This window comes from Amycolatopsis sp. NPDC005232, assembly GCF_040607795.1.
GTDB lineage: Bacteria > Actinomycetota > Actinomycetes > Mycobacteriales > Pseudonocardiaceae > Amycolatopsis.
On sequence record NZ_JBEXHL010000009.1, the window covers coordinates 1 to 25615 of the forward strand.

General features: G+C 69.0%; 29 protein-coding genes. 17 read left to right on the forward strand and 12 right to left on the reverse strand.

Going from position 1 to position 25615, the window contains the following annotated elements:
* Positions 1-89: 89 nt before the first annotated feature.
* On the reverse strand, positions 90-680 hold the full coding sequence (locus ABZU76_RS18585; protein ID WP_354870889.1) for a TetR/AcrR family transcriptional regulator: 591 nt from the start codon (positions 678-680) through the stop codon (positions 90-92).
* A 47-nt stretch (positions 681-727) separates the two neighbouring features.
* On the opposite strand from ABZU76_RS18585, the gene ABZU76_RS18590 reads away from it, so the two are divergent.
* Complete coding sequence (locus ABZU76_RS18590) at positions 728-1504, forward strand: class I SAM-dependent methyltransferase (protein ID WP_354870892.1); 777 nt, start codon at positions 728-730, stop codon at positions 1502-1504.
* Between the two features lies 1 nt (position 1505).
* On the opposite strand, the gene ABZU76_RS18595 is transcribed toward ABZU76_RS18590, so the two are convergent.
* From ABZU76_RS18595 to ABZU76_RS18610, 4 genes are read right to left on the reverse strand one after another with little or no spacing between them, the layout of a single operon-like run.
* On the reverse strand, positions 1506-1700 hold the full coding sequence (locus ABZU76_RS18595) for a ferredoxin (RefSeq protein ID WP_354870894.1): 195 nt from the start codon (positions 1698-1700) through the stop codon (positions 1506-1508).
* Positions 1701-1740: 40 nt separating this feature from the next.
* Entirely contained in the window at positions 1741-2946 is a 1206-nt protein-coding gene (locus ABZU76_RS18600) for a cytochrome P450 (RefSeq protein ID WP_354870897.1), read from the reverse strand.
* Between the two features lie 10 nt (positions 2947-2956).
* Positions 2957-4153: a cytochrome P450 gene (locus ABZU76_RS18605; RefSeq protein WP_354870900.1), complete on the reverse strand. Its 1197-nt coding sequence runs from the start codon at positions 4151-4153 to the stop codon at positions 2957-2959.
* Between the two features lie 10 nt (positions 4154-4163).
* The gene (locus tag ABZU76_RS18610; RefSeq protein WP_354870903.1) at positions 4164-5375 is read right to left on the reverse strand and encodes a cytochrome P450; all 1212 of its coding nucleotides are present in this window, start codon (positions 5373-5375) and stop codon (positions 4164-4166) included.
* A gap of 200 nt (positions 5376-5575) precedes the next feature.
* On the opposite strand from ABZU76_RS18610, the gene ABZU76_RS18615 reads away from it, so the two are divergent.
* The gene (locus tag ABZU76_RS18615; RefSeq protein WP_220246246.1) at positions 5576-6208 is read left to right on the forward strand and encodes a TetR/AcrR family transcriptional regulator; all 633 of its coding nucleotides are present in this window, start codon (positions 5576-5578) and stop codon (positions 6206-6208) included.
* Positions 6209-6445: 237 nt separating this feature from the next.
* Entirely contained in the window at positions 6446-7015 is a 570-nt protein-coding gene (locus ABZU76_RS18620; protein WP_354870906.1) for a DUF4232 domain-containing protein, read from the forward strand.
* Between the two features lie 72 nt (positions 7016-7087).
* On the opposite strand, the gene ABZU76_RS18625 is transcribed toward ABZU76_RS18620, so the two are convergent.
* The 3 genes from ABZU76_RS18625 to deoC are packed head-to-tail and all read right to left on the reverse strand — an operon-like array spanning position 7088 to position 10374.
* Positions 7088-7972, reverse strand: coding sequence for an aldehyde dehydrogenase family protein (locus tag ABZU76_RS18625; protein ID WP_354870909.1), 885 nt, complete (start codon positions 7970-7972; stop codon positions 7088-7090).
* Positions 7965-9398, reverse strand: a complete 1434-nt coding sequence (locus ABZU76_RS18630; protein ID WP_354870911.1) for an aldehyde dehydrogenase family protein — start codon at positions 9396-9398, stop codon at positions 7965-7967. Before ABZU76_RS18630 ends, ABZU76_RS18625 begins: the two co-directional genes overlap by 8 nt.
* A 1-nt stretch (position 9399) precedes the next feature.
* Positions 9400-10374, reverse strand: a complete 975-nt coding sequence (gene deoC, locus ABZU76_RS18635) for a deoxyribose-phosphate aldolase (RefSeq protein WP_354870914.1) — start codon at positions 10372-10374, stop codon at positions 9400-9402.
* Positions 10375-10739: 365 nt separating this feature from the next.
* Here deoC and ABZU76_RS18640 point away from each other — a divergent pair, with 365 nt between their 5' ends.
* Positions 10740-10976 carry a hypothetical protein gene (locus ABZU76_RS18640; RefSeq protein WP_354870917.1) on the forward strand — a complete coding sequence of 79 codons (237 nt, stop codon included), beginning with the start codon at positions 10740-10742 and terminating at the stop codon, positions 10974-10976.
* 67 nt (positions 10977-11043) lie between these two features.
* Here ABZU76_RS18640 and ABZU76_RS18645 read toward each other — a convergent pair whose 3' ends face one another.
* The gene (locus tag ABZU76_RS18645) at positions 11044-11670 is read right to left on the reverse strand and encodes a DUF1707 domain-containing protein (protein WP_220247358.1); all 627 of its coding nucleotides are present in this window, start codon (positions 11668-11670) and stop codon (positions 11044-11046) included.
* 106 nt (positions 11671-11776) lie between these two features.
* Here ABZU76_RS18645 and ABZU76_RS18650 point away from each other — a divergent pair, with 106 nt between their 5' ends.
* Entirely contained in the window at positions 11777-12223 is a 447-nt protein-coding gene (locus ABZU76_RS18650) for a protein-tyrosine phosphatase family protein (RefSeq protein ID WP_354870919.1), read from the forward strand.
* Here ABZU76_RS18650 and ABZU76_RS18655 read toward each other — a convergent pair.
* Positions 12207-12446, reverse strand: coding sequence for a DUF397 domain-containing protein (locus tag ABZU76_RS18655; protein WP_354870922.1), 240 nt, complete (start codon positions 12444-12446; stop codon positions 12207-12209). The two genes, ABZU76_RS18650 and ABZU76_RS18655, sit on opposite strands and share 17 nt — an antisense overlap.
* 17 nt (positions 12447-12463) lie before the next feature.
* Complete coding sequence (locus tag ABZU76_RS18660) at positions 12464-13312, reverse strand: helix-turn-helix transcriptional regulator (RefSeq protein ID WP_354870924.1); 849 nt, start codon at positions 13310-13312, stop codon at positions 12464-12466.
* A 118-nt stretch (positions 13313-13430) separates the two neighbouring features.
* Between ABZU76_RS18660 and ABZU76_RS18665 the strand changes: the two genes are divergently transcribed.
* From ABZU76_RS18665 to ABZU76_RS18680, 4 genes are all read left to right on the forward strand, one after another.
* Positions 13431-13631 (forward strand): hypothetical protein, encoded by a 201-nt coding sequence (locus ABZU76_RS18665; RefSeq protein ID WP_220246255.1) that lies wholly within the window; start codon positions 13431-13433, stop codon positions 13629-13631.
* 5 nt (positions 13632-13636) lie between these two features.
* On the forward strand, positions 13637-14260 hold the full coding sequence (gene upp / locus ABZU76_RS18670; RefSeq protein ID WP_220246256.1) for a uracil phosphoribosyltransferase: 624 nt from the start codon (positions 13637-13639) through the stop codon (positions 14258-14260).
* A gap of 113 nt (positions 14261-14373) precedes the next feature.
* Positions 14374-14913, forward strand: coding sequence for an RNA polymerase sigma factor (locus ABZU76_RS18675; protein ID WP_354870928.1), 540 nt, complete (start codon positions 14374-14376; stop codon positions 14911-14913).
* Positions 14910-16166, forward strand: a complete 1257-nt coding sequence (locus ABZU76_RS18680; RefSeq protein WP_354870930.1) for a hypothetical protein — start codon at positions 14910-14912, stop codon at positions 16164-16166. Before ABZU76_RS18675 ends, ABZU76_RS18680 begins: the two co-directional genes overlap by 4 nt.
* A gap of 31 nt (positions 16167-16197) precedes the next feature.
* Here the strand turns inward: ABZU76_RS18680 and ABZU76_RS18685 are convergent, their stop codons facing one another.
* Positions 16198-16803 (reverse strand): TetR/AcrR family transcriptional regulator, encoded by a 606-nt coding sequence (locus ABZU76_RS18685; RefSeq protein ID WP_220246258.1) that lies wholly within the window; start codon positions 16801-16803, stop codon positions 16198-16200.
* A gap of 203 nt (positions 16804-17006) precedes the next feature.
* Here ABZU76_RS18685 and ABZU76_RS18690 point away from each other — a divergent pair, with 203 nt between their 5' ends.
* From ABZU76_RS18690 to ABZU76_RS18725, 8 genes are all read left to right on the forward strand, one after another.
* A complete protein-coding gene (locus ABZU76_RS18690; RefSeq protein ID WP_220246259.1) occupies positions 17007-17408 on the forward strand; it encodes a MerR family transcriptional regulator in 402 nt (133 codons plus the stop codon).
* Positions 17405-18385 carry an aldo/keto reductase gene (locus ABZU76_RS18695; protein WP_354870934.1) on the forward strand — a complete coding sequence of 327 codons (981 nt, stop codon included), beginning with the start codon at positions 17405-17407 and terminating at the stop codon, positions 18383-18385. Before ABZU76_RS18690 ends, ABZU76_RS18695 begins: the two co-directional genes overlap by 4 nt.
* Positions 18386-18451: 66 nt before the next feature.
* Positions 18452-19453 (forward strand): aldo/keto reductase, encoded by a 1002-nt coding sequence (locus ABZU76_RS18700; RefSeq protein WP_354870936.1) that lies wholly within the window; start codon positions 18452-18454, stop codon positions 19451-19453.
* Positions 19454-19616: 163 nt separating this feature from the next.
* On the forward strand, positions 19617-21170 hold the full coding sequence (locus tag ABZU76_RS18705) for an NAD(P)-binding domain-containing protein (protein WP_354870938.1): 1554 nt from the start codon (positions 19617-19619) through the stop codon (positions 21168-21170).
* A 3-nt stretch (positions 21171-21173) separates the two neighbouring features.
* Positions 21174-22217: an alpha-hydroxy acid oxidase gene (locus ABZU76_RS18710; RefSeq protein ID WP_354870941.1), complete on the forward strand. Its 1044-nt coding sequence runs from the start codon at positions 21174-21176 to the stop codon at positions 22215-22217.
* Positions 22214-23599 carry a cytochrome P450 gene (locus tag ABZU76_RS18715; protein ID WP_354870944.1) on the forward strand — a complete coding sequence of 462 codons (1386 nt, stop codon included), beginning with the start codon at positions 22214-22216 and terminating at the stop codon, positions 23597-23599. The genes ABZU76_RS18710 and ABZU76_RS18715 overlap by 4 nt, the downstream gene beginning before the upstream one ends.
* Entirely contained in the window at positions 23599-24879 is a 1281-nt protein-coding gene (locus tag ABZU76_RS18720) for a cation:proton antiporter (protein WP_354870946.1), read from the forward strand. The genes ABZU76_RS18715 and ABZU76_RS18720 overlap by 1 nt, the downstream gene beginning before the upstream one ends.
* 87 nt (positions 24880-24966) lie before the next feature.
* The gene (locus ABZU76_RS18725; RefSeq protein ID WP_220246266.1) at positions 24967-25614 is read left to right on the forward strand and encodes a response regulator transcription factor; all 648 of its coding nucleotides are present in this window, start codon (positions 24967-24969) and stop codon (positions 25612-25614) included.
* The last annotated feature ends 1 nt before the right edge of the window (position 25615 follow it).

Genomic DNA, 25615 nt, shown 5'->3' on the forward strand with positions numbered 1-25615 from the left:
TGTGGGGTTGGGTCCCAAACACCCCCCCGAACGCCACATTGGGTGCGTTCAACGCAACCAATGCCACATTGGGGCGGTGGGGGAAGGCGCTAGGGGAGGGCGTCGGACAGTAGTGAGGTGGTCATGCGGCGGACGGTGGCCGGTTCCGGTGGCGTGCCGGTGCGGTCGGCGAAGAGCAGGTGGCCCGTACCGACCAGGGTGGCGGCGAGGGTGTCGACGTCGGCGGCGGCGGAGAGGCGGCCGAGGGTGCGTTCGGCGGTGAGGTAGCGCGCCAGCATGAGGGCGGCGTCCGTGGCCAAGGGGACGCCGGGGCCGGGGCGGGCGGCGCGCAACCGCGAACGCAGGTCGTCGCGGAAGGTGATCAGGGCGACGATCGACACGGCGACCGACGAGAACACCTCGGTGAGTACGTCCGCGACCGTGTCGACGACCGAGCCGGTCCCGGCGGCCGCGACGAGCGAGTCCGAGCGGGCCTCCACGTGTGCGATGCGGTCCAGGACCAGCTCGGCCAGGAAGCCGTCGAAGTCGGTGAAGTGCTTGTGCAGCACACCTTTCGCACAGCCGGCCTCGTCGGTCACGGCGCGGCTGGTCAGGGCGCTGGGGCCGGAGCGCAGCAGGACGCGTTCGGCGGCCTCGAAGAGCTGGGTGCGCACGTCGCGGAGGTGGACGCCGGTCGGCAAAGCGAGACTCCTGGCTCTAGTGGGCACGTGCCCACTAGAGTGGGCGCATGCCCACATTACCGGAGCCGCATGAGTTGAGGGCGACCGCCGAGTCGTTCGGGATTGACGCGCAGCGCTACGACCGGGCGCGACCCCGGTATCCGGCCGCGTTGATCGATCGCCTGGCGGCGGCCGGGCCGAAGGTGCTCGACGTCGGCGCGGGGACCGGGATCGTCGCGAAGCAGCTGCAGGACAGGGGCAACGTGGTGCTCGGCGTGGAGCCCGACGAGCGGATGGCCGAGTTCGCGCGAAAGCAGAACCTCGACGTCGAAGTGGCCACCTTCGAGACCTGGGACGCGAACGGCCGCACCTTCGACGCCGTCGTCTCCGGGCAAGCCTGGCACTGGGTCGACCCCGTCAAGGGCGCCGAGAAGGCGGCCGAAGTGCTCAAGCCCGGGGGAGTGCTCGCGTTGTTCTGGCACCTCTTCGTGCCACCGCAAGACATCGCGCGGGCGTTCGGCGAGGCCTTCACCCAAGCCGTCCCGGAATCACCGATCAAGTTCGACGGGAAACGAGTCCCGACGCCCGACGCGTACCGGCCGTTGATCGAAAAGACCTTCACCGGCACCGATTTCGAAGAACCCCAGCGACACGAATACCACTGGCACCAGAACTACACCCGCGACGAGTACCTCGACCTGCTCCCCACCCAGGGCGGCCTCACGCGCGTGTCCGAAAAGCAGCGAAAGGCAGTACTGACCGCCGTGGGCGCCGTCATCGACGCTCGCGGCGGCCAGTTCGCCTGCGACTACACGACGGTGCTCTTCACCGCCGTGAAGAGGTGACTCAGTCCTGCAACGAGAGCGCCTGGCTCGGGCAGACGTTCACGGCCTCGCGGGCCTTGTCCACGAGCTCACCCTCGGGCGTCTCGTTGAGCACGATCACCGTGCCGTCGTCCTCGCTCTGGTCGAACAGGGCGGGCTCGGTGAGCACGCACTGGCCGGCGCCGACGCACTTGCCGGTGTCCGCGATGATCTTCATGACTTCCTCTTCCTGGCTCGTGGTGGGAGCAGACTGATCTCTACCAGGTCACCGGCAGCCGGTACAGCCCGTAGATCGACGCGTCTTCCTTGAAGGGCAGGTCGTCGACATCGGCGGCCAGCTTGAGACCAGGGATGCGGCGGAACAGCGTGTCGAACACGATCTGCAGTTCGGCGCGGGCCAGGTTCTGCCCGAGGCACTGGTGCGGGCCGAAGCCGAAGGCGACGTGGTGGCGCGCGCCCCGCGTGATGTCCAGCTTCGAGGGCTCGTCGAACACCGTCGGGTCCCAGTTCGCCGTGTACCCGAGCGCGAGCACACCTTCACCCGACCGGATGGTGATCCCGCCGAGCTCCACGTCCTCCACCGCGACGCGCGCGGTGGCCGTGTCGACGATCGTGAAGTAGCGCAGCAGTTCCTCCACCGCGTCGAGCGTCTTGCCGGGGTCGGCCTTGATCGCGTCGAGCTGCGAAGGGTTCTGCAACAGTCCGACGGTGCCGAGCGAGATCATGTTCGCCGTGGTCTCGTGTCCCGCCAGGAGCAGCAGGAACGACAGGCCGACGACCGCGCGGTGTTCGTATGTGCCTTCCTCGCGCAGCTTCACGATCTGCCGGCCCAGCAGGTCGTCGCCCGGGTCGGCCTCCTTGGTTGTGACGAGCTGGTCGAGGTAGCCGCGCACGCGCTCGAACGCCGTGCGCCGCTCCTCGAAGCTCACCGTGCGCTTGAGCAGCTTCGCCGTGTTCTCCTGGAAGAAGTCGTGCTCGGAGTAGGGCACGCCCAGCAGCTCGCAGATCACGAGCGACGGGACCGGCAGCGACAGTTTCTCGACCAGGTCGACAGGCCCTTCCGACGCGAGGATCTCGTCGATCAAGCCGTCGACGATCTCCTGGATCCGCGGCCGCATCGCGTTCACGCGCTTCACCGTGAACTCGCCCAGCACCGACTTGCGCGCGGGGCCGTGTTCCGGCGCGTCCATCGTGATCATGGTGCGCTCGGCGTTGGTCTGGCGGAAGACGTTGCCGCCCTTGACCAGGATCGGGAAGTTCGGGTTGAAGCGGTCGGAGGAGAAACGGCGGTCGTTGAGCACCGTCCGCACGTCCTCGTGCCGCGAGACCACCCAGGCGTCTTTGCCGTCGGGGATCTTCACGCGCGTGATCGGCTGTTCCTCGCGGATCTGCGTGTACTCCTCGGGCGGTGCGAACGGGCACTTTCGCGCCACCGGCAGTTCGATTTCCTCGGCCGTGGTCATCGCTCCTCCTTCACCGGGTCACGGGCAGTTCGTAAAGGCCGTAGATGAGCGCGTCGTCCTTGAACGGCAGGTCGTCGACGTCGACGGCCAGCTTCAAGGAGGGGATCCGGCGGAACAGCGTGTCGAACACGATCTGCAGTTCCGTCCGTGCGAGGTTCTGGCCGAGGCACTGGTGCGGCCCGAAACCGAACGCCACGTGGTGGCGCGCCCCGCGCTCGATGTCGAACGCCGACGAGTCCTCGAACGCCTCGGGGTCCCAGTTCGCCGCGTACGTCATCACCACCACGCCGTCGCCGGCGGGGATGGTGACGCCGCCGATCTCGACGTCTTCCTTCGCCATACGCGTGGTGTTGTCGACGATGGAGAAGTAGCGCAGCAGCTCCTCGACGGCGGTCAGCGTCTTGGCCGGGTCGGCTTTGATCAGCGCCAGCTGCTCGGGGTTCCGCAGGAACGCGACGGTGCCGAGCGAGATCATGTTCGCCGTGGTCTCGTGCCCGGCCGCGAGCAGCAGGAACGCGAGGCTGACGAGCTTCGCCCGGTCGTACGTGCCGTCTTCGCGCCGCTTCGCGATCTGCCGGCTGATGAGGTCGTCACCAGGGTCGGCTTCCTTTTTCGCGATGAGCTCGCCCATGTACCGCTGCACGCGCTCGAACGCGGCGCGCCGGTCGTCGGCCGAGGTGGCGCGATTGATGAGCTGCTTGGTGTTCTCCTGGAAGAACTCGTGGTCTTCGTAGGGGACGCCGAGCATTTCGCAGATCACGAGCGAGGGGACCGGCAGCGCGAGCTTCTCCACCAGGTCGACGGGCCCGTCGGCTTCGAGGATGTCGTCGATCAGGCCGTCGACGATCTCCTGGATCCGCGGCTTCAGCTCCGCGACACGCTTGACGGTGAACTCCCCGAGCACCGCCTTGCGTTCCGGGCCGTGCTGCGGCGCGTCCATCGCCAGCATCGTGCGCTCGGCCTCGGTGCGGCGGATGACGTTGCCGCCCGGGACGAGCGTCGGGAAGTCGGGGTGGAGGCGGTCGGCGGAGAACCGCGGGTCGTTGAGCACGGCCCGCACGTCCTCGTGCCGCGAGACCGTCCAGGCTTGCTTGCCGTCCGGGATCTTCACCCGGTGCACTGGCGCCTCTTCGCGCGTGGCCGTGTACTCCTCCGGCGGCGCGAACGGGCACTTCCGGGCGACCGGGAGTTCCTCCATCGTGCTCATGCTTCCTCCCTCACCAGGTGACGGGCAGACAGTGGAGACCGAAGATCGCGGAGTCGTGCTTGAACGGCAGCTGGTCGACCGGGGCGGCCAGCTTCAGGGTCGGGATGCGGCGGAACAGCGTGTCGAACACGATCTGCAGCTCCATGCGCGCGAGGTTCTGGCCGAGGCACTGGTGCGCGCCGAAGCCGAACGCCACGTGCTTGCGCCCACCACGGGTGATGTCGAGCTTTTCGGGCTCGGGGAAGGCATCGCCGTCGAAGTTGGCGGCGTAGCTCAGGCCCAGCACGCCCTCGCCGGCCTTGATCGTGACGCCCGCGATTTCCACGTCCTCGACCGCGACGCGGGTGGTCGCGAACTCGGCGATGGTGAAGTAGCGCAGCAGCTCCTCGACGGCGTCGAGCGTCTTGCCGGGGTCGGCCTTGATCGCCTCGAGCTGGTCGGGGTTCTCCAGCAGCGCGACGGTGCCGAGCGAGATCATGTTCGCCGTGGTCTCGTGACCGGCGATGAGCAGCAGGAACGCGAGCGACGTGAGGTCGTTGCGGTCGTACTCGCCTTCTTCGCGCTTCTTCGCGATCTGGCGGCCGAGCAGGTCGTCGGAGGGGTTCTCCTCCTTGCCCGCGACCAGCTTGTCGAGGTACTCCTCCAGGGCGAGAACGGATTCCAGCCGCTCGTCGGAGGTGACCTCGCGGTTGAGGATGCGCGAGCTGTGCTTCTGGAAGAAGTCGTGGTCGGCGTAGGGGACGCCGAGCTGCTCGCAGATCACGAGCGAGGGCACCGGCAGCGACAGCGCAGAAACCAGGTCGGCGGGCTGGTCGCCGGCGAGGATCGCGTCGATGTGCTCGTCGACGATCTCCTGGATGCGCGGCTGAAGTGCCTTCATCCGCTTCACAGTGAACTCGCCGACGACCTCGCGGCGCGCGGGGCCGTGCTCCGGCGCGTCCATGTTGATCAGCGACGGGTTGAGCTTGCGCTCGCGCCGCGGCGCCCCGTCGCGGAACAGGACCGGGAAGCCCGGGTTGAAGCGGTTGGAGCTGAACCGGGGGTCGTTCAGCATCGAGCGCACGTCTTCGTGCTTCGACAGCACCCAGGCGCGCTGGCCCGAGTCGAGCTCGACGAGCTTCGCGCGCTCGTCCTCGAAACGCTCGTATTCCGGCGGCGGCGCGAACGGGCACGTGCGCGCCATCGGGAAGCTGGCGAGCTCGGGTTCGGCAACTTCTGTCATGGTGTGATCCCCTTTTGGTGGTTTTGAACCTTTACGCAATGTATGTGGAGGATTACATTCCGGTTCATTTCCCACGGTACCGAAGCGGAGGATCTTCGTCCACTAGCAAAGGGGTGACGGGTTGTGGTCGCAGTGCGTGGAGCGCCGTCCATGCGAGAATTTGCGCGCGTAACGAGTTCCCGGCGAGCGGAAGGTGGGCCATGAGTGCGGATCCCCAGGTCCCCTTGCGTGCGGACGCGCGGCGCAACCGCGACCAGATCATCGCCGCGGCGCGCACGATCTTCGCGGAGTTCGGACCCGAGGTGCCGATGGAGGAGATCGCCCGCGCGGCCGGCGTCGGCGTCGGCACGCTGTACCGGCGCTTCCCCGACCGCGAAGCGCTGATCCGGGCGGTGGCCGTCGACAACTTCTCGCGGGTGCTGGACGACGCGCGCGAGGCGGCCGAGCAGGAGCCCACGGCTTGGCGGGCGCTGGTGCGGCTGCTGCACCAGTCCGTTGAGCTGCACCTTTCCGTGCAGCTGGCGATGTTGTCGAAGAAGGCGCACGAGATCCTCAAGGAAGACCCGGCGATCGCGAGGTTGCGCGAAGAGCTGCTGGTCGAGCTGGAAGCGATGGTGCAGGGCGCGCAGAACGAGGGGACGTTGCGCCCGGACGTCGCCGAGGGCGACGTGGCCATGCTGTTCGCGCTGCTGCTGCGGCAGCTGGAGTCCCGTTCGCCGGAAATCGCCCGGATGTCCACCGCACGCAGCATCGCGATCATGATCGACGGGCTGCAGGCCCGGCCGGGGACGCCGTTGCCGGGTCGGCCGCTGGGCCGGCACGACATCAACTGAACCACGCCGACGAGCTGAACGGCACCGGTCAACTGAACCGCGCCCGCGCGCGTGTTCACTCTTTGTGACGCTTCGGGGCGGCTGGGGTTGCGTTTCTGCGGCTGATCCCACAGCCGGACATCCCGCTTCTGGCGTGGACGTCTTTCCTGGTGAGAGCGACCGAGGGGAATGAATCACCAAAACGGTCGTTCTGCCGGGCGGAGAGGCTGCCCGGGATCGAACAGGGGAGAGTCCGAGATGACCACACGCAAGACCATCAGCCGCGTTGTCGCCGCCGTCGCAGTGGCCGGGATCGCCGCCGGGGCAACGGCTCTGGCTGCCGGCACCGCGAGCGCCGCGCCGGCTTCGGCTGCGTCGTCTGCTTCGTCGGTGCAGCCGTGCACGTCGAACCAGTTCACCTCGAAGCTCGTCTACGGCGGCGCGGGCGCGGGCAACCGCTACGGCGCCCTGCAGTTCACCGCCAACCCGGGCGAGCGCTGCTACCTGCCCGGCAACCTCGAGGTGGACCTCATCGGCGCGCACAACGTGCTGATCAACAACCAGGCCCCGGCCGACGCGCCCGCGGTGGCGCTCGTCGACGGTTCCTCGGCCTACGTGCCGCTGCACTGGACCGGCATCGAGCCCTACGCCCAGCAGCAGACGCCCAACGGGCTCAACGTCGTGGCGCCGTCCGACTCCAACCAGCACGGTGACTACATCAACCCGAACGTCAACGTGGACTGGACCCTCGGCGAGGTCGACGCCGACTCGGTCAGCCACACCATCGACGTCGGCGCGGTGACGCAGGGGCTCGCGCCGACTGCGTGACGGCTCTTGTTTCAGGGGCGGGCGGCACACCAGGGGGTGCCGCCCGCCCCTTTTCCGTTGGTCAGTCCGGGATCAGACGCCCAGCGGGTGCCAGACGGTCTTCGCCTCCAGGTACCGGCGCAGCCGCGAGAGGTCCGGCGTCGGCGTCCAGTCGGGTTCGGCGTCGGGGACCCTGAGCACGCGCTTGACCGTGCCCGCCGCCTCGCGCGCCAGCGTGATGCGGTCCTCCGGCGTGGCGCCGGTCGGGTCGAGCGCGTTGACGTCACCGTGCGAAGCCAGCCACGGGCCGAGCTCGGCCGCGCGGCCGGTCAGCACGTTGGCGACACCGCCGGGCAGGTCGGACGTCGCCAGGACCTCCGACAGCGTGATCGCCGGCAGCGGCCGCTCGGCGCTCGAGACGACGACGGCCGTGGAGCCACCGGCCAGCACCGGCGCCAGCACGCTCACCAGGCCGAGCAGTGACGACGCCTGCGGAGCGAGCACGCCGACCACGCCCGTGGGCTCGGGCACAGTGAACGAGAAGTACGGCCCCGCAACGGGGTTCGCCGCGCCGAGCACCGACGCGATCTTGTCCGTCCACCCGGCGTACCAGACCCAGCGGTCGATGGCGGCGTCCACAAGGGACTCCGCCTGGCTCGGCGCGAGACCTTCCGACGCGGCGACCTCGCTCACGAACTGCTCGCGCCGGCCCTCCAGCATCTCGGCGACGCGGTAGAGCACCTGACCGCGGTTGTAGGCCGTGGCGCCCGACCAGCCGGGGAACGCTTTGCGCGCCGCCACGACGGCATCACGCACGTCCTTGCGCGACGCGTGCGCCGCGTTGGCCAGGAACTTCCCCTGCGGATCGGTGACGGGGTAGACCCGGCCCGACTCCGAACGAGGGAAGGCCCCGCCGATGTAGAGCTTGTACGTCTTGGCGACGGATATGCGAGACTCGGACTGCTTTGAATCAGACATCGAGGTAGGCCTCCAGCCCAGTGCGCCCGCCCTCGCGGCCGAACCCGGACTCCTGGTAGCCGCCGAACGGCGCGGCGGGGTCGAAGCGGTTGAACGTGTTGGCCCAGACGACGCCGGCCCGGAGCTTGTTCGCCATCCAGAGGATGCGCGAGCCCTTCTCGGTCCAGATGCCGGCCGACAGTCCGTACGGCGTGTTGTTGGCCTTCGCGACGGCCTCGTCCGGCGTGCGGAACGTGAGCACCGACAGCACCGGCCCGAAGATCTCCTCGCGCGCGATCCGCATCGACTGGTGCACATCCGAGAACACCGTGGGAGCGAAGAAGAACCCGCGGTCGGGCACCGGGCACGGGCTGGTCCAGCGCTGCGCGCCCTCCGCGTCGCCCGATTCCACGAGCCCGCGGATCTTCGCCAGCTGCTCGGCGGAGTTGATGGCGCCGATGTCGGTGTTCTTGTCGAGCGGGTCGCCCATCCGCAGCGTCGAGACTCGGTAGCGCAGCTTTTCCATGACCTCCTCGGCCACGGATTCCTGCACCAGCAGCCGAGAACCCGCGCAGCAGACGTGGCCCTGGTTGAAGAAGATCCCGTTGACGATCCCCTCCACGGCCTGGTCCAGCGGCGCGTCGTCGAACACGACGTTGGCCGCCTTGCCGCCCAGCTCCAGCGTGAGCTTCTTGCGAGTGCCCGCCACCGTGCGCTGGATCAGCTTGCCGACCTCGGTGGAGCCGGTGAACGCGATCTTGTCGACGTCACCGTGTTCGACGATGGCCGCACCGATGTCCCCGGCGCCCGGCAGGATGTTCACGACACCCGGCGGCAGTTCGGCCTGCTGGCAGATCTCGGCGAACACCAGCGCCGTGAGCGGCGTGGTCTCCGCCGGCTTGAGGACGACGGTGTTGCCGGTGGCCAGCGCGGGCGCGATCTTCCACGCCAGCATCAGCAGCGGGAAGTTCCATGGGATCACCTGGCCCGCGACCCCCAGCGGCTTCGGGTTCGGGCCGTAGCCCGCGTACTCCAGCTTGTCGGCCCAGCCGGCGTGGTAGAAGAAGTGCGCCGCCGCCGTGGGGACGTCGGAGTCGCGCGATTCCTTGATGGGCTTGCCGTTGTCGAGCGACTCCAGCACGGCCAGCTCGCGCGAGCGCTCCTGGATCAGGCGAGCGATGCGGAAGAGGTACTTCGCGCGTTCGCTGCCCGGCATCTTCGACCAGACGGTGTCGTAGGCTTTGCGCGCCGCGCGCACCGCGGTGTCCACATCGGACACCGACGCCGTGCCGACCTCGGCGAGGATTTCCTCGGTGGCCGGGTTCACCGTCTTGAGCGGCTCGCCCGAACCGTCGACGAACTCGCCGCCGATGAACGGCCGGTAGTGGTCCTTGAGGTTCGCGATGTCGCGCGACTCGGGCGCGGGGGCGTATTCGAAGATGCCCATGTCAGTCCACCGTCACGTAGTCGGGGCCGCTGTAGTGGCCGTCCACCTGGGTGCGCCGCTGCAGCAGCAGGTCGTTGAGCAGGCTGGACGCGCCGAAGCGGAACAGGTCCGGGGTCAGCCACTGCTCGCCGGCCACCTCGTGCACGGCGACCAGGTACTTGATCGCGTCCTTCGCCGTGCGGATGCCGCCCGCGGGCTTCACGCCGCGCAGCTCGCCGGTCTGCTCGTGCCAGTCGTGCACCGCCTGCAGCATCACGTGGGTGACGGGCAGCGTCGCGGCGGGGGACACCTTGCCGGTGGACGTCTTGATGAAGTCACCACCCGCGAGGAGCGCGAGCCACGACGCGCGGCGGACGTTGTCGTACGTCGCCAGCTCGCCGGTCTCCAGGATCACCTTCAGGTGCGCTTCGCCGGACGCCACCTTGATCGCGCGGATCTCGTCGAAGACGTCCATGTAGCGGCCTTCGAGGAACGCGCCGCGGTCGATCACCATGTCGACCTCGTCGGCGCCGTACTCCACGGCCAGTCTCGTGTCAGCCAGCTTGACCTCACGACTGGTGCGCCCGGACGGGAACCCGGTCGCGACGCTCGCCACGTGCACGGCGCTGCCCTTGAGCGCGTCGACCGCGGCCTCGACCATGTCGGGGTACACGCACACGGCGGCCACGCGCGGGCAGTCCTGCCGCTCCGGGTCCGGGCGCAGGGCCTTCGCCGCCAGCCCGCGGACCTTGCCGCGTGTGTCGGCGCCTTCCAGCGTGGTCAGGTCGACCATCGAGATGGCGGTGTCGATCGCCCAGCGCTTGGCGTCTTTCTTGATGCTGCGTGTGCCCAAGGCCGCCGCTCGCTGCTCGACCCCGACCTGGTCGACGCCGGGCAGCCCGTGCAGGAACCGCCGCAGGCTCGCCTCGTCGCGAGTCACGTCCGCCAGCGGCGCCGGGGTGTCCGGCGCCGCGTTCGGGCTGGTGGTTGTGGTCATGCCTGTGAGTGTAGGTCGGCCACGTCCTGTGCCGGGTCACTCACGGAAATCTGTGGATGACTGCCCGGGGTCGGGTGGGTTGTCCACAGATCACGAAGGAGGTGTTGCGGGCCTGCGTGGGCCCGATGGCCGGTTCCTCTGTTCGGGTTACTTGCGACGGTTTGACCCCGCGGTGCCATCGTGCGAGGCAAGATCAACCGGCGGCGATACCCCCTCGGGTGACGCAGCGAGGAAACCGTCCCCGCATGGACGCGCACCTGTCGCAACGCTGAAACCGTTGGCGCAGGGGAAAGTTCCCTGCGGGCTTCGGCAGTTCGGTCGCTCACATCATGAGGGCACCGGCGATCACAGCCAGGGGAGAATCCATGACAGGCGTGACGAAGGGCCTCGGCCTGGGGGCAATCATCGTGATCACGGTCGGAGCGGTGGTGCTGTCTGTCGGATCCATCAGTTACCAGGCCTCTGACTCCGGAAATGGGGCGAACATCGGCGCCGACGTCGCGCTGACGTTCGGCCCCTATCTCGTCGCCCTCGGCCTGCTCTTGGGAATCGCGGCTGCCGTCGCCCACTTCACCAGCCGGGCACGCCAACCCCGCTCGTGATCAGTTCCCACGGGGTCGATGTCCACACCAGGTGGGCGTCGACCTTGTTGTGCTACCTGGCCTGCGTTCAGGATTCGATCTGCGGGTTGTCCTTCTTCGCCTTCTTGCGGTAGACGACCACGCCACCCCAGAAGGCGAGGCCGTTGATGGTCAGGGTGGGGGCTGTGGCCGGCGCGGGTGGGGCGCCGGATTTGTCTTCGAGGACGAAGCCGCCCATGAGGCCGAGGCCGGTGACGTCGACGTTGATGTCGTCGGGGACCGTGATCTCGATGCCGCCCATGATGGCGACGGCGGTGATGGTCGACTGTTTGTCGGCGAAGCGGGCGCTGCGCAGGTCGATCTCCGCGCCGCCCCAGAAGGCGACGCTCGTGTGCTGCGGCGGGAGTACCCAGCTGCCCTTGCGGATGGCGCCGGAGAGGACGCCGATCGAGACGTTGGAGCCCGGGTGGCCGCCGATGCGGCTGTCGGGGAGGCCGAGGGCGCGGCTGGTGGCCGGCTGCAGAGCTGTGGAGGGCGTGGTGGGCGTGGCGCCGATCGGCAGGTCGCGGGTCACGGGCTTCAGCTCGCCGATGGTCTTCGCCGCGTAGACGGTGGAGAGCCGTTCTTCGAGCTCGGTGATCGTGATGCGGCCCTCGGACAGGGCTTGGTGCAGAACCTGCGCGACCTGCTCGCGGTCGGCGTCGGAGGCCCGCATCTGGTCGGGGCTCGGAAGGGCTGCGTCGTCACTCACCCGGGGCAGCCTAGCCCGATCGGGGTCGCTCGGGGTCCATCGAACGACGGATAAGGGACAAGATGGGGCGATGGCATCTGCTCTGGTGGGGACCCTCGCACTGCCCGACGGCGCCCAGGTCCGCGGCCGCGGCCTCGGCCGGCCCGCGCCGGAAGGCCCGGCGCCTGGTTATGGTCTCTACCTGGGGTCGGGGCGATTGCGCCGCAAGTACGACGACGGGCTCACTTGGGACCACGACTGGATCCACTGGCCGGACTTCCTGCTGCCGCTGAACTGGGCTGATGCGCGGCGCAAGATCCTCGCGCTGCATACCCGCGCGCTGGCAGGGGAATCGGTAGAGGTGGCGTGTTACGGAGGGGTCGGCCGCACCGGCACGGTCCTCGCCTGCCTTGTCACGCTCTCCGGCCTCGGGGCCGACGACGCGGTGGCGTGGGTGCGCGAGAACCACCACCACCGGGCCGTCGAAACGGCCTGGCAGCGGCGGTGGGTTCGCTGGTTCGCTAGCGCGCGGAGCTGAGGAAGGCGACCCAGGCACCAGGCGAGACGGTCAGGTGACCACCTGCGCGGTCCTTGGTGTCCCGGATCCCGATCTCGACCGACGACGCGGCAACTTCGATGCAGTTGGACTGGTCGGTGCTGTGGCAACTCTTGTGCCAGGCCGCGAACTCGACGCAGTTGGACTCGTTGGTGGTGTAGGAGCTCTTGCGCCACGTGGCCTGGGTGAAGCTTGGGGCGATCATGGTTCGTACTCCTCCATCTAGGTCGGCTCGCCGATCATATCGGCAATCATCCGGGAGGAGTCGCTAGTTGACAGGGCGATCGAGCGAATGTCACGCCAGGTCAACTTGACTCTGTCGACAAAGTCATCCTCTTCAAGGAAGCTGCTGGTCCCGCGGCTCTCCACATGCGCGAGGGTCGGCTCATTGTCGAATTCGAGAAGGACGAACGGGCCGCTCAGGCCCGGATGCGCCCCGATCGCAAAGGGAACGATCTGCAACGTGACATTCGACCTTCTACCGAGGATCAGCAGGCGATGGATCTGGGCATGCATGGTCGCTTCATCGCCGATCGGCCGGTGAAGGGCCATCTCATCCACCAGAAGATGCACAATGGGCGCGTTGCTTCGACTGAGAATCAGCTGGCGCTTGGCCCTCGCGGCAACGAGGCTTTCGAGTTCTGCTTCTGTGAGCTTCGGATCGCCGCCGTGAAGTAGAGCGCGGGCGTACTCGGGGATCTGGGCGATGCCGGGGATCAGCAGGGTCTCGTAGTTCTTGATGGTCGAAGCCTGCTCCTCGAACCGGATCAGGTCCTTCCAGGTCGGTGGCAGCTTCCCGTTCACTTCATGCCAGTTGCGCTCTTCGCCACCCCTCACGAGGGCCATGAGCTCTTGCCGCAGATCCGACGGTGCTTGCAGGAAACCCAGGATCGCGGCGACGTCGTCGGGGTACAAGCCGCGGTCGCCCGTTTCCATGCGGCTGATTTTGCTCTCCGAGAAGTCCACGCCCTGCGCCACCTCTTTGCAGGTCATTTTGCGCAGCACCCGCAGCCGGCGCAGTTCCCCGGAAACTCTCCGCTGCCGAACGGAGACTCCTTTGTTCTTCGTCATGGGCACACTTTGTCCTCTTGCCACGGTGGCACGAAAGATCGCTCACCTGAAGGAAGGTTGCGTGCGGTTCTGGCATCGGGAGAACGTTTGGCTCGTGTTCTCGCGGAGGAGGAAACCCATGCGCCAGTCTTGGAAGATCAGTGGATCGTACGCCAACTGGAGGATGATTGTCTGCATCGAGCCGCCGGATGATGCGAACGTGGCGGATGTGCCGGCGTGGCCGTTCGACAAGCTGGCGCCCGTGGTGGGGCATTTCTTCGAGGCGGTGAACTACTACGAGATGAGCCGAGACGCGGACGACACCAGGCAGCTAAGTTAGGCGGCATGGATGTGCACGTCGTCGATCACCCGCTGGCCAAGGCCCGCCTGTCCACGATGCGTGACGCGCGGACGGACAGCGCGGCGTTCCGGGCCGCGCTGCACGAGCTGACCGTGATGCTCGTGTACGAAGCCACCCGCGACGTGCCGGTGCGCACCGAGCGGATCCACACGCCCGTCGCGCGCACGGAGGCCTACCGGCTGGCCAGCCCGCCGCTGCTGGTCCCCGTGCTGCGCGCCGGCTTGGGCATGGCCGATGAGGCGCACAAGATGATCCCCGACGCGCAGATGGGGTTCGTCGGGCTCGCGCGCGACGAGGAGACCCTCAAGCCGACGCCGTACCTGGAATCGCTGCCGGAGTCGCTGGCCGACCGGCCCGTGATGGTGCTCGACCCGATGCTCGCAACGGGCGGGTCGATGGAGTACACCATCCGGCTGCTGACGGACCGGGGTGCGACGGACGTGACCGCTATTTGCGCCCTGGCCGCTCCCGAAGGTCTGGCGCACCTGGAGAAGACCGGCCTGCCGGTGCGTGTGGTCACCGCGAGCATCGACGAGCGGCTCAACGACTCCGGCTTCATCGTCCCCGGGCTCGGCGACGCGGGAGACCGCCAGTACGGCGCGGTCTGAACCAAGCCGTCTAACAAGCCGTCTGAAGAAGCGGTCTGAACCACCAGCACAACACCCACAACACTTCGGAGGTTCCCGGCCACTTCCCGGGTGTGACCATCCAAGGGGCAACCGTGGACGCCGAGCTCTTCGGGCGCGCGGCAGGCGGGGACGAGAGGGCGTTCGGCGAGCTGTTCGAACGCCACGCGCAGGCGGTGTGGAACCACGCCTACCGGCTGACCGGGTCGTGGGCGGTGGCCGAGGATCTGACGTCGAACACGTTCCTGATCGCTTGGCGCAAGCGCGCCGAGCTGAAGCTGATCAGGGACAGCGCGCTGCCGTGGCTGTACACCGTCGCGGGCAATCTCGCGCGCACGGAGCGCCGCGGAGCGCGCCGGCGGCTGCGGCTGCTGAGCCGGATCCCGGAACCGCAGGTGGTTTCGGATCATGCCGAGGCCGTCGTGGCCCAGCTCGACGGTGAGGAACGCCTGAAGGCGATCCTCGACGCCGTCGCCGGATTGTCCAAGGCGCAGCGCCAGGTCGTGGAGTTGTGCCTGCTGGGCGACGTGCCGACCGCCGACGTGGCGGCGCTGCTCGAAGTCGCGGAGGTCACCGTCCGCTCGCACCTGTCCCGGGCGCGAGCCCATTTGCGTGCCCTTCTGGAGGACAAATGATCGACAACCTCCCCCCGCGCCGCGAACTGCCGCCCGAGGTGCGCGACCGCATGCGGCTGCGGATCCGCGCCGGGCTCGCCGACGAGAGCCGGCCCTCGCGCCGCCGTCCGATGTGGCTCGCGGCGGCGGCCGTCGTGGTGCTCGCCGCCGGTGCGGTGTTCGCGACCGGCGTACTGCGCGACGGCGCGAACGGACCGGTGACGCCCGCCGCGCCGAATAAGAGGAGTGACGCCGCGCAGGCGGTGCTCGACCGTTGCTGGAACGCGGCGAAGCCCTACAGCTCCGCCATCACCGATCCGCGGGGCTGGAACATCGAGTTGATCGCCGGCCACGGCGCCGCCATCGTGATCGCCGCGACGATCGGGGACAAGCCGGTGTTCTGCGAGGCGACGGCGACGTCGGTGACCGTCTCGGACCCGGGGGCGAAGCCGGTGCTGGTGCCCGGCACGAATACGAAGGTGCTCCTGCGCACGGTCGACGGCCTGGTCGCGGGGCTGGCGGACCCGTCATGGCAGAGCGTGCAGGCAGTTGCGCCGGGGTCCAACCCGCTGCTCGGCGGCCCTCCTGTCTCGACGGTTTCGTCGAGGTCCCACCAGTTCGCGGTGTTCACCGACTCTGCGCCGACCGTGCCGGTCGCCCTCGGACCGGTGCTGCCCCTCAGGCCGGTGGACGCGTCCGCTGTCGTGCCGGTGGCCCCCGCGCCGTTGGTGACGACGGTCGATCTCCCGGCACCGGCGGAGCGGACGTCGGAAGCGGGCAAGTTCCTCGGCGAGTGCCTGGCCGGTTCCCAGCGGCAGGTGCCGGACCGCGACGCCTACGTGGCGGGCGCCTACCTCAGCTGGAACAACCGCAGGTTCGTTGTCGCGCGGCTCGGGCAGCACGTGATCACCTGCTCGGCGCGCCCCTATCCGGGGAGGGCGGGGGACACCTACTACGCGGTCGACCCCGCCGGCGGGCAGGGTGAGCTGAAGCCGATCTCCGGTTTCGGGGCGCTGAGCTCGGTGCTGGCGCCGGTGAAGGAAACGGGTGAGCCCGAGCGGCAGGTGTTCGCCGGCGGTGTACCGCCGAACGTGACGCGGGTTTCGGTCACTTACCCGGGCCGGCAGCCGCAGGACGCGGTGCTGTCGCACGGCACCTTCGCGCTTTGGCACACCGACGCCGACAACTACCCGGATACGGACCCAGGGACGAAGGTGAAGGCCTACGACGCCGCGGGCAACGTGGTGATCGAAGCCCAGCTCAAGCTGACCTGACGGTGGCGGTGATCATCGCCCGCCGTGGCGTTCACGCCGGGTTCGGTCCCTTGAGCCAGCCAGAAGCGTTGGCGCGCAAGGCTTCCTCGTACGCGCCGCTCACGCTGAACTCCGGCGGCAGGTTCCCCGACAGCTCCAGTGACACCAGCCCGTGCACGAGTCCCCACGAGCTGACGATGATCACCTCGGGCGCCACGTCCGCGAACTGCCCCGACGCGATCCCGCGCCGGATGGTGTCCTCGAGCGGTTCGAGGGTGGTGCGGGCGAGGCGGTCGGCCTCGGCATTGGGCTCGAAGCCGGGCACGGAGCGCGTGAACATGATCGCGTACAGGTGCGGATCGGCCTGCGCGCTGGCGCGGTAGGCGACGCCGAGGCGCACCAGATCCGCGACGGCGTCGTCGGTCCGCTCCACGGCGTTCAGTCGCTCGCCGAAGCGGCGGAAGCCCTCGACGTACAGCGCGTTGACCAGGTCCGGCTTACTGCCGAACAGTGAGTACACGGCCGTGGTCGAGGTCCCGGCGTCGGCGGCCAGCTTGCGCAGGGACAGGGCCTTCGGGCCGTCGGCGGAGATCAGCTCGCCGGCCCGGTCCAGCAGCTTCAGCCGGAGGGCTTCGTCGTGCGTACGGGGACGGGGCATGCGCTCAGGGTAACGCAACGGTGTTACGGTACGCGACCGTCAGTCGGGTGATGTGGTCGGTCCGGGGTGTCGACGGATGGGCGTGAGAGGGCGGCCCGGCGCGCATTTCACGGGGGTTGACCGGTTGACCTGCGCAATCCGGGCATCACCCCACCCGGTCGGGATTTGACCTGGAGCGCACTCCAGGTCGTACTGTCGAGCGTATGAGCTACTCGATAGCGGAAGCCGCACGACGTAGCGGCCTGTCGATCGACACCCTTCGGTACTACGAGCGGATCAAGCTCCTGGACCCGCCGGCCCGCGACGCGGCGGGCCGACGCGCGTATTCGGACGACGATCTGAACTGGCTCGGGTTCCTCACCAAGCTGCGGCTCACCGGCATGCCCATCAAGAGCATGCGCGAGTACGCGTCACTGCGGCGCCACGGCGTCGCGAGCGCCGGGCGCCGCAAGGCGATCCTCGTGGAGCAGCGCCAGTCGGTAGCCGACCGGATCGCCGAGCTCCAGGGGTGCCTGGACATTCTGGATTACAAGATCAGCAACTACGACCAGGTGGAACGCAAGGTCCTCGGCCACGTGTCCGCCATGGAGGAGATCTCCGCGTGATCGCTACGAGGAAACTCGGTGAGCTGGAAGTAAGCGCCCAGGGTCTGGGCTGCATGGGGATGAGCCAGGCCTACGGCGTGCGCGACGACGACAGCGAGTCGATCGCCACCGTGCACCGCGCGCTGGAGCTGGGTGTGACGCTGCTGGACACGGCCAACGTGTACGGGGCGGGGGAGAACGAGAAGCTGGTCGGCCGCGCGATCGCGGACCGGCGCGATCAGGTGGTGCTGGCCACCAAGTTCGGCATCGTGTGGAAGGACGGCGGCATGAGCGCGCGCGGCGACGCCGCGTACGTGAAGCAGTGCTGCGACGAGTCGCTGCAGCGCCTGGGTGTCGACCACATCGACCTCTACTACCAGCACCGCGTGGACCCGGATACGCCCGTCGAGGAGACGTGGGGCGCGCTGGCCGAGCTCGTGGCTGCCGGAAAGATCCGCTACGCCGGGATTTCCGAGGCAAACGCCGCCACGATCCGCCGCGCCCACGCGGTGCACCCGGTCACGGCGCTGCAGAGCGAGTGGTCGCTGTGGACGCGCGGCATCGAGGACGAGATCCTCGCGACCTGCCGTGAGCTGGGCATCGGTGTGGTGCCGTTCTCGCCGCTGGGCCGCGGTTTCCTGACCGGCGCCGTGACGTCGGTGAAGGACCTGCCCGAGGACGACATGCGCCGCGGGATGCCGCGCTTCGCCGACGGCAACTTCGAGCGGAACATGGCCATCGTGGACGCTTTGCGCGCGCTGGCCGAGGCGAAGGGCGTGACCGCCGGGCAGCTCGCGCTCGCGTGGGTGCAGGCGCAAGGCGCCGACGTGGTACCGATTCCGGGCACGAAGCGGCGCAAGTACCTCGAAGAGAACGTCGCCGCGGCGCAGCTGGAACTGTCCGAAGAGGACCTCGCGGCGATCGAGCAGGCGGCTCCGGCCGACGCCGTGGCCGGGGCTCGTTACCCCGAGCGGCTCGCGCGCGCGGCCGGCAAGTAGACCACTTTCAGTGAAGGGCCCCAGGGACTTCCGGGGCCCTTCACAGACCGAACTCCAGGAGAAAACATGGCTGGATCGACGCTGCCTGCCCGCCGCCTCGGTACGCTCGAAGTGAGCGCGCAGGGCCTCGGCTGCATGGGGATGAGCGAGTTCTACGGCGAGGGTGACGACACCGAGTCGATCGCCACCATCCACCGCGCGCTCGAACTGGGCGTGACCCTGCTCGACACCGCCGACATGTACGGCATGGGGGACAACGAAGAGCTCGTCGGCCGCGCGATCGCCGACCGGCGCGACCAGGTGGTGCTGGCCACGAAATTCGGCTTCGTGCGCGACGCGAACGACCCGAGCAAGCGCGGGGTCCGCGGCGACGCGGCGTACGTGCGCGAGGCGGTCGAGAACTCGTTGCGGCGCTTGGGAATCGACCACATCGACCTCTACTACCAGCACCGCGTGGACCCGAGCGTGCCCATCGAGGAGACGGTCGGGGCCATGGCCGAGCTGGTGCGGCAGGGCAAGGTGCGCCACCTGGGCCTGTCCGAGGCCGGCGCCGAGACGATCCGCCGCGCCCACGCCGTGCACCCGATCTCGGCCGTGCAGACGGAATGGTCGCTGTGGTCGCGCGACATCGAGGACGCCGTGGTGCCGGCGTGCCGGGAGCTCGGGATCGGCCTCGTGCCGTACTCGCCGCTCGGCCGCGGGTTCCTGACCGGCAAGTTCACCTCGGCCGCCGACTTCGGTGACGACGACTTCCGCCGCCAGACGCAGCCGCGCTTCGCCGAGGGCAACCTCGAGAAGAACCTCGCGATGGTCGAAGCGCTGCGCGCACTGGCCGAGCGGAAGGGCGTGACCGCGGGGCAGCTCGCGCTCGCGTGGGTGCAGGCCCAAGGCGACGACGTGGTGCCGATCCCGGGCACGAAGCGGCGCAAGTACCTCGAAGAGAACGTCGGCGCCGTCGCGCTCGAACTGTCCGAAGAGGACATCCGGGCGATCGAGACCGCCGTGCCCGCCGCCGAAGTGGCCGGCACGCGCTACTCCGAGACGGCGATGAAGCTCCTGTCACGCTGAGCCACCTGACCGTGAAGGGCACCTTGAGGGACGTTGAATCCCGCAAGGTGCCCTTCACGGATTTTCGCCCACCCACTGATCGGGATCTCTGAGCCTTTTCTGAGATCTCGGGTTCAGGCTGTCGGCCGTCAGACGATGAAGATCGAGCCTGGAGGCCGGTGTGGTGGACGACGTTCTGGACTATCTGGTGGTCGGCGCGGGGCCCGCGGGCCTGCAGCTCGGCCGGCAGCTCGAACAGGCGGGTCACCGCTACCTCTTGCTCGAAGCCGGCCCCACGCCGGCCACGTTCTTCACGAGGTTCCCGCGTCACCGCACGCTGATCTCGATCAACAAGAAGCACACCGGCTGGACCGACCCGGAGCTCAACCTGCGCGTCGACTGGAATTCGCTTCTCGACGACGGTCCCGACCCCCTGTTGTTCACCGACTACAGCGCCGAGCTCTTCCCGCCGGCCGAGACCTTCGTGCGCTACAACGCCGACTACGCGGCGAAGCACAAAGTCGCCATCCGCTACGACACCCGGGTGACGCGGATCAGTCGTGACCAGGAAAGCGCTCTCTTTACGATCACCGACGGCGACGGGAATACCTACACCACCCAGCGCCTGATCATGGCGACCGGTGTGACGAAGCCGTACATCCCCGACGTTCCGGGCATGGAGCTCGTGGACCAGTACGCCGACTTCGACACCGACCCCGTGCAGTTCACCAACGAGCGCGTGCTCATCCTGGGCAAGGCCAACTCAGCCTTCGAGACCGCCGACAGCATCAACGCGTACGCGGCCGTGCTGCACGTCGCCGGTCCGCGGCCGGTGAAGCTCGCCTGGCGCACGCACTTCGTCGGCCACCTGCGCGCGTTCAACGCCGGCGTGCTCGACATGTACCAGCTCAAGTTGCAGCACGCGATCCTCGACGGCGACGTGCGGGAGATCCGCAAGGACGAAGACGGCTACCACGTGAAGTTCGCCTTCGCCCGCGCCGACGAGGTCGTGAAGGAGATCCGCTACGACCGCGTGATCGCCGCCACCGGCTTCCGCTTCGACGCCTCGATGTTCGACGAGGACTGCCGCCCCGAGCTCACGATCAACGACCGCTTCCCGGCGCAGACGTCGTCGTGGGAGTCGGTGAACGTGCCCGGCCTGTACTTCGCCGGCACGATCACGCAGGCCCGCGACTTCAAGAAGGCCACCAGCGGGTTCATCCACGGCTTCCGCTACGGCGTGCGCGCGCTGTCGAAGGTGCTCGACGAGCGCTACCACGACAACGAGTGGCCGCAGACCGTGCTCAAGGCCGAGACCGGCGAGCTGGTCGACGCAGTGCTCAAGCGGATCAACCGAACCTCCGGGTTGTTCCAGCAGTTCGGTTTCCTCGCCGACATCCTCGTCGTCGAGGGCGGCCAGGCGCGCTACCTCGAAGAGATGCCGGTGGCCCGCTTCGCCGACACTCCGCTCAACGACGCCGAAAACGCCTTCCTCGTCACGCTCGACTACGGCCCGGACCACGACAAGGTCGACCCGTTCGACTTCACCGTGAAGCGCGCGAGCCAGGACGTTGCCAACGACAACGGCGAGGGCCACTACCTGCACCCGATCGTCCGTCACTACCGGCGCGGCGAGCTCGTGGCCACCCACCACGTGACGGAGAACCTCGAGAACGAGTGGGACCGCCCTGTGCACGTGGACGCGCTCACCAAGTTCTTCACCGACCAGCTGGCCTGACCCGTGCGCACGATCGCGGAACTCGAAGCCGCGGCGCGCGAGCGGCTCGACCCGGCGCACTACGACTTCTACGCGGGTGCCGCCGGCGACGAGCTGACGCTGCGGGCCAACGAAGAGGCGTTCTCCCGGCGCGTGCTCGTGCCCCGCGTGCTGCGGGGCGCGGCCAAGCGCGACCTCGCGACGGAGCTGGTCGGCTCGCCGCTGTCGATGCCGGTGCTGGTGTCGCCGACGGCGTTCCACCGGCTGGCGCACCCCGACGGCGAACTCGCGACGGCGAAGGCGGTCGCGAAAGCCGGCACGGTGCTGGTGGTGAGCATGGCCGCGACCACGGCCGTGGAGGACATCGCCGACGCCGCGCGCCAGGCCGCGGCCGACCCGGCGCTGTGGTTCCAGCTCTACCTGCAGCCGGACCTGGAGTTCACGGAGTCCGTGGTGCGCCGGGCCGAACGCGCGGGCGTGCGGGCGTTCGTGGTCACGGTCGACTCGCCGGTGTTCGGCCGGCGTGAACGCGATCACCGCAACGGTTTCCACGACCTGCCGCCCGGGCTGGTCGTGGAGAACCTGCGCGACGGCTCGGGCCGCGTGCGCGACATCGAGATGTCGGCCGAGTTCACGTGGGAGCACGTGGCGTGGCTCAAGCGCACGACGGCGCTTCCCGTGCTGCTCAAGGGAGTGCTGCACCCGGACGACGCCCGCCTCGCGGTCGGTGCCGGCGTCGACGGGCTCGTGGTGTCGAACCACGGCGGCCGTCAGCTCGACACCGCCGTGTCTACTGTGGACGCCCTGCCCGCGCTGGCCGAGGCCGTGGCGGGCGCGATCCCGCTCGTGCTCGACGGCGGCGTGCGGCGGGGCACCGACGTGGTGAAGGCGCTCGCGCTGGGCGCCACCGCCGTCGGCGTCGGCCGGCCTGTGGTGTGGGGCCTCGCCGCGGCGGGTCAGGAAGGGGTGACGGAAGTGCTGGAACGCCTCCGGGAAGAGACCGACCACACGCTCGCGCTGTGCGGGGCCGCCGCGCTCGGCGACCTGACCGCGGACCTCATCCGATGAGGCGGCTGCTCACGGCCGCGCTGGCGGCTGGGCTCGTCGGTTCGCTGCCGAAATGGCTACCCGGCCGCGTGGTCGCGTTGCGGGTGAAGATCTTCGCGCTGGTCAACGGCGACGAAGGCCTGCCGATCCCCGGCGAGCGCGTGGGCGTGAAGAACTTCCGCCGCGTGTACGCCGACCCGGCGGCCAACGGGCGCAGCAAGGGCGCGGCGCTGTCGGACCTGTTCTGGTACTGGCTCGCGCCCGGCCCGGAGGTCCACCAGGAGCACCTGGAGGCGGGGCCGCGCTACGACGAGGTCGCCAAGACCACGCGCCACATCCTCGTGAAGACGCGCGCGGAGTCCGAAGAGCTCACGCGCCGCGTGACCGAGCACGTGCTCGACGGCCTGGAGATCGGCGACGGGCGGCTGATCCGGCTGCGCGACGAGATGATGCCGATCTGGGCCGAGCTGTACTACGAGCTCGTGTTCGGCGAACCGTGCCCGCCCGAGGCCCGCGACCTCATCGTGGGCCACGCCGACGACGTCGTCTCGGCGCTGAAGTGCGTGCGGCCCCGCAACATGCGCCGCCGCGCGAAGCTCACGAAGTACCTGCGGCGTCGCCTCGGCGACATCCCGCACGCGCTGCCGACCCGGCTCACTCGCGACGAGCAGGTGTTCTACCTGCAGGGCACGTTCTTCAACACCGCCGTGGTGCAGATGTCGGAGGCGATGGCGCACCTGCTGATGATCATCGCGCAGCACCCCGACGTGCAGCGGCGGCTGGCGGCCGACCCGGACGACGACGAGTACCTCGACCGCGTGATCGACGAGGGCCTGCGCACCTACCCGCTCTTCGGCATCGCCCACCGCATCACCACCGGCGACATCGAGCTCGACGACACGACGATCGACGCCGGCACCGTGCTCCTGTTCAGCTACCCCGACTTCCACCACGCGGCGGGCTTCGAGCGGCCCGACGAGTTCGACCCGTCGCGCTGGGAGCCGCCGGTCGGTTGCCCGGCGCACGCAGCAGGTTCCAGCAAAGCGCCCGCCAAGAAGGACGTGAACTTCCTGCCCTTCGGCGTCGCGCAGAACCGCGCGTGCCCGGCCCGCGGGCTCGCGCCGATCACGATGCGCGTGGTGACGCGGGAGTTCCTGCGCCGCTACTCCGTCGCGTCGAGCGCGGCCCACACGCGCTCGATCCCCAACCGCGGCCCGGTGTTCCTCACCCCGCGCGGCTCGGCGCGCTCGACCCGCGGCCCGCTGGCGTACCTCGCCGTGCGCGACCGCTGGGAAGACGTGTGGCGCAGCCTCGCCCAGCTCGTGTTCGGCACCTACATGGTGCTCGACGCGCGGCAGAAGCGTTTGTGCGTGAACTACTTCGCGAACCACGGAGGCGAATGATGTCCGCGTCAGAGGCGGCTCCCGCGTTTTTCCTCGCGGCGGTGGTGATCCTGGTGGTGGTGCGGCTCGTGACCATGCTCGCCGTGAAGCTCGGGCAGCCGCCCGTCGTCGGCGAGATGGTGTCGGGGGTGCTGCTCGGGCCGTCGCTGCTCGGGCTCCTGCTGCCGGGCGTCCAGTCGTACCTGTTCCCCGACACCGTGCGCACGCTCGTGTACCTGGGCGGGCAGATCGGGCTCGTGCTCTACATGTTCGGCGCGGGCTACGAGTTCCGCACCAAAACGGTGCGGGAGTCCTCGAAGCTGGTGGCCGCCGTGTCGAGCGCCGGCACGGGGATTCCGCTCGTGCTGGGGATCGGCGTCGCCGTGCTGGGCACGGGCTGGGTCGGCATCACCAAGCCGGGCGTCTCGCCGGTGGTGTCGGCGGCGTTCGTCGGGGTCGCTATCGCGATCACGGCGTTCCCGATGCTCGCGCGGATCATCACCGAACGCGGCCTCACGAAAACGCGCTTCGGCTCGCTCGCGCTGGCGTGCGGCGCGGTCGACGACGTGCTCGCGTGGATCCTGCTGGCGGTGGTGGTCGGCATGCACGCGGGCTCGGCCGGGCCGATCGCGCTCGCGCTGGGCGGCGGCGTGGTGTTCGCGCTGTTCGTGTGGATCGTGGCGCGGCGGGTGTTCGCGAAGATGTTCACCAGCTCGCGGATGTCGGTGGACCAGCGGCTGCTCGTCACGGCGATGATCCTGTTCGCCGCCGCGTGGTTCACCGACGAGATCGGGCTGTACGCGGTGTTCGGCGCCTTCGTCACCGGCATCGCGTTCCCGCGCGGCGAAGCGGCCGACGCCGTGGTCTCGAAGCTGCTGCCGGTCGGCAACATCGTGTTCCTGCCGCTGTTCTTCACCTACTCCGGCCTGAACACGCGGTTCGCGCTGCTCGCGGACCCGAACCTGCTGCTGTTCGCGCTGCTGTGCGTGGTGGTGGCGATCGTCGGGAAGCTCGGGGCGTCGTGGGGCGCGGCGCGGCTGGCCGGGGAACCGCAGCCGGTCGCGTTGCGGATCGGGGTGCTCGTGAACGCGCGGGGGCTGATGCAGCTGATCGCGCTGAACGTGGGGCTGCAGGCGGGCATCGTGTCGCCGGCGCTGTTCACGGTGCTCGTACTGGTGGCGCTGGTGACCACGATCATGACCGCGCCGGTCCTGAGCTGGCTCGACCGGCGGGACCGGAAGAAGTACTCCTCCGATCAGCTGCCGGAGTTCCTCCTTTCGGCCCAACCGGCTGGTAAATGATCGATTCCCTACGAAAGTTGAGGGTTCAATCGGCGCGCTGACTGCGAGTATGAACACGTGCACGAAGAGGCAGGAAGCGCAGCCCGAGTGCTCCTCGTGGAGGACGATCGTGAACTGGCCGGAATGCTGTCCGAGCTGCTCACCGACGAGGGCTACGAGGTCGAGCTCGCCCACGACGGGCAGCGCGGCCTGCACCGCGGCCTCACCGGCCACCACGACGTGATCATCCTCGACCGGCGGCTGCCGGTGATGGACGGGCTGGAGGTGCTCGCCGGGCTGCGACGCCGGGCCGTGACGGCGCGCGTGCTGGTGCTCTCGGCGCTGGGTGAGCTGGCCGACCGCGTCCACGGTCTCGACGCGGGCGCCGACGACTACCTGGTGAAACCGTTCGAGACCGACGAGCTGCTGGCCCGGCTGCGCGCGTTGTGCCGGCGGGACCTCGACGGTGCCGAGTGCCTGCCGCTCGGCACCGCGGCGCTCGACCTGCTGCGCCACGAGGTCGTGCTGCCCCGCGGCGAGCGCGTGACTCTGTCGGGGCGCGAGTTCGAGCTGCTGCGCACGCTCGCGCAGCGGCCGAAGGCCATCCACCCGCGGGAGGCGCTGCGCACCCACGTGTTCGCCGACTCGACGGGGGAATCCATTGTGGACACCTACGTGTACTACCTGAGGCGCAAGCTGGGTCGCGAGGTGGTGAAGACCGTCCACGGCCTGGGTTACCAGATCGGGGCCATGTGAC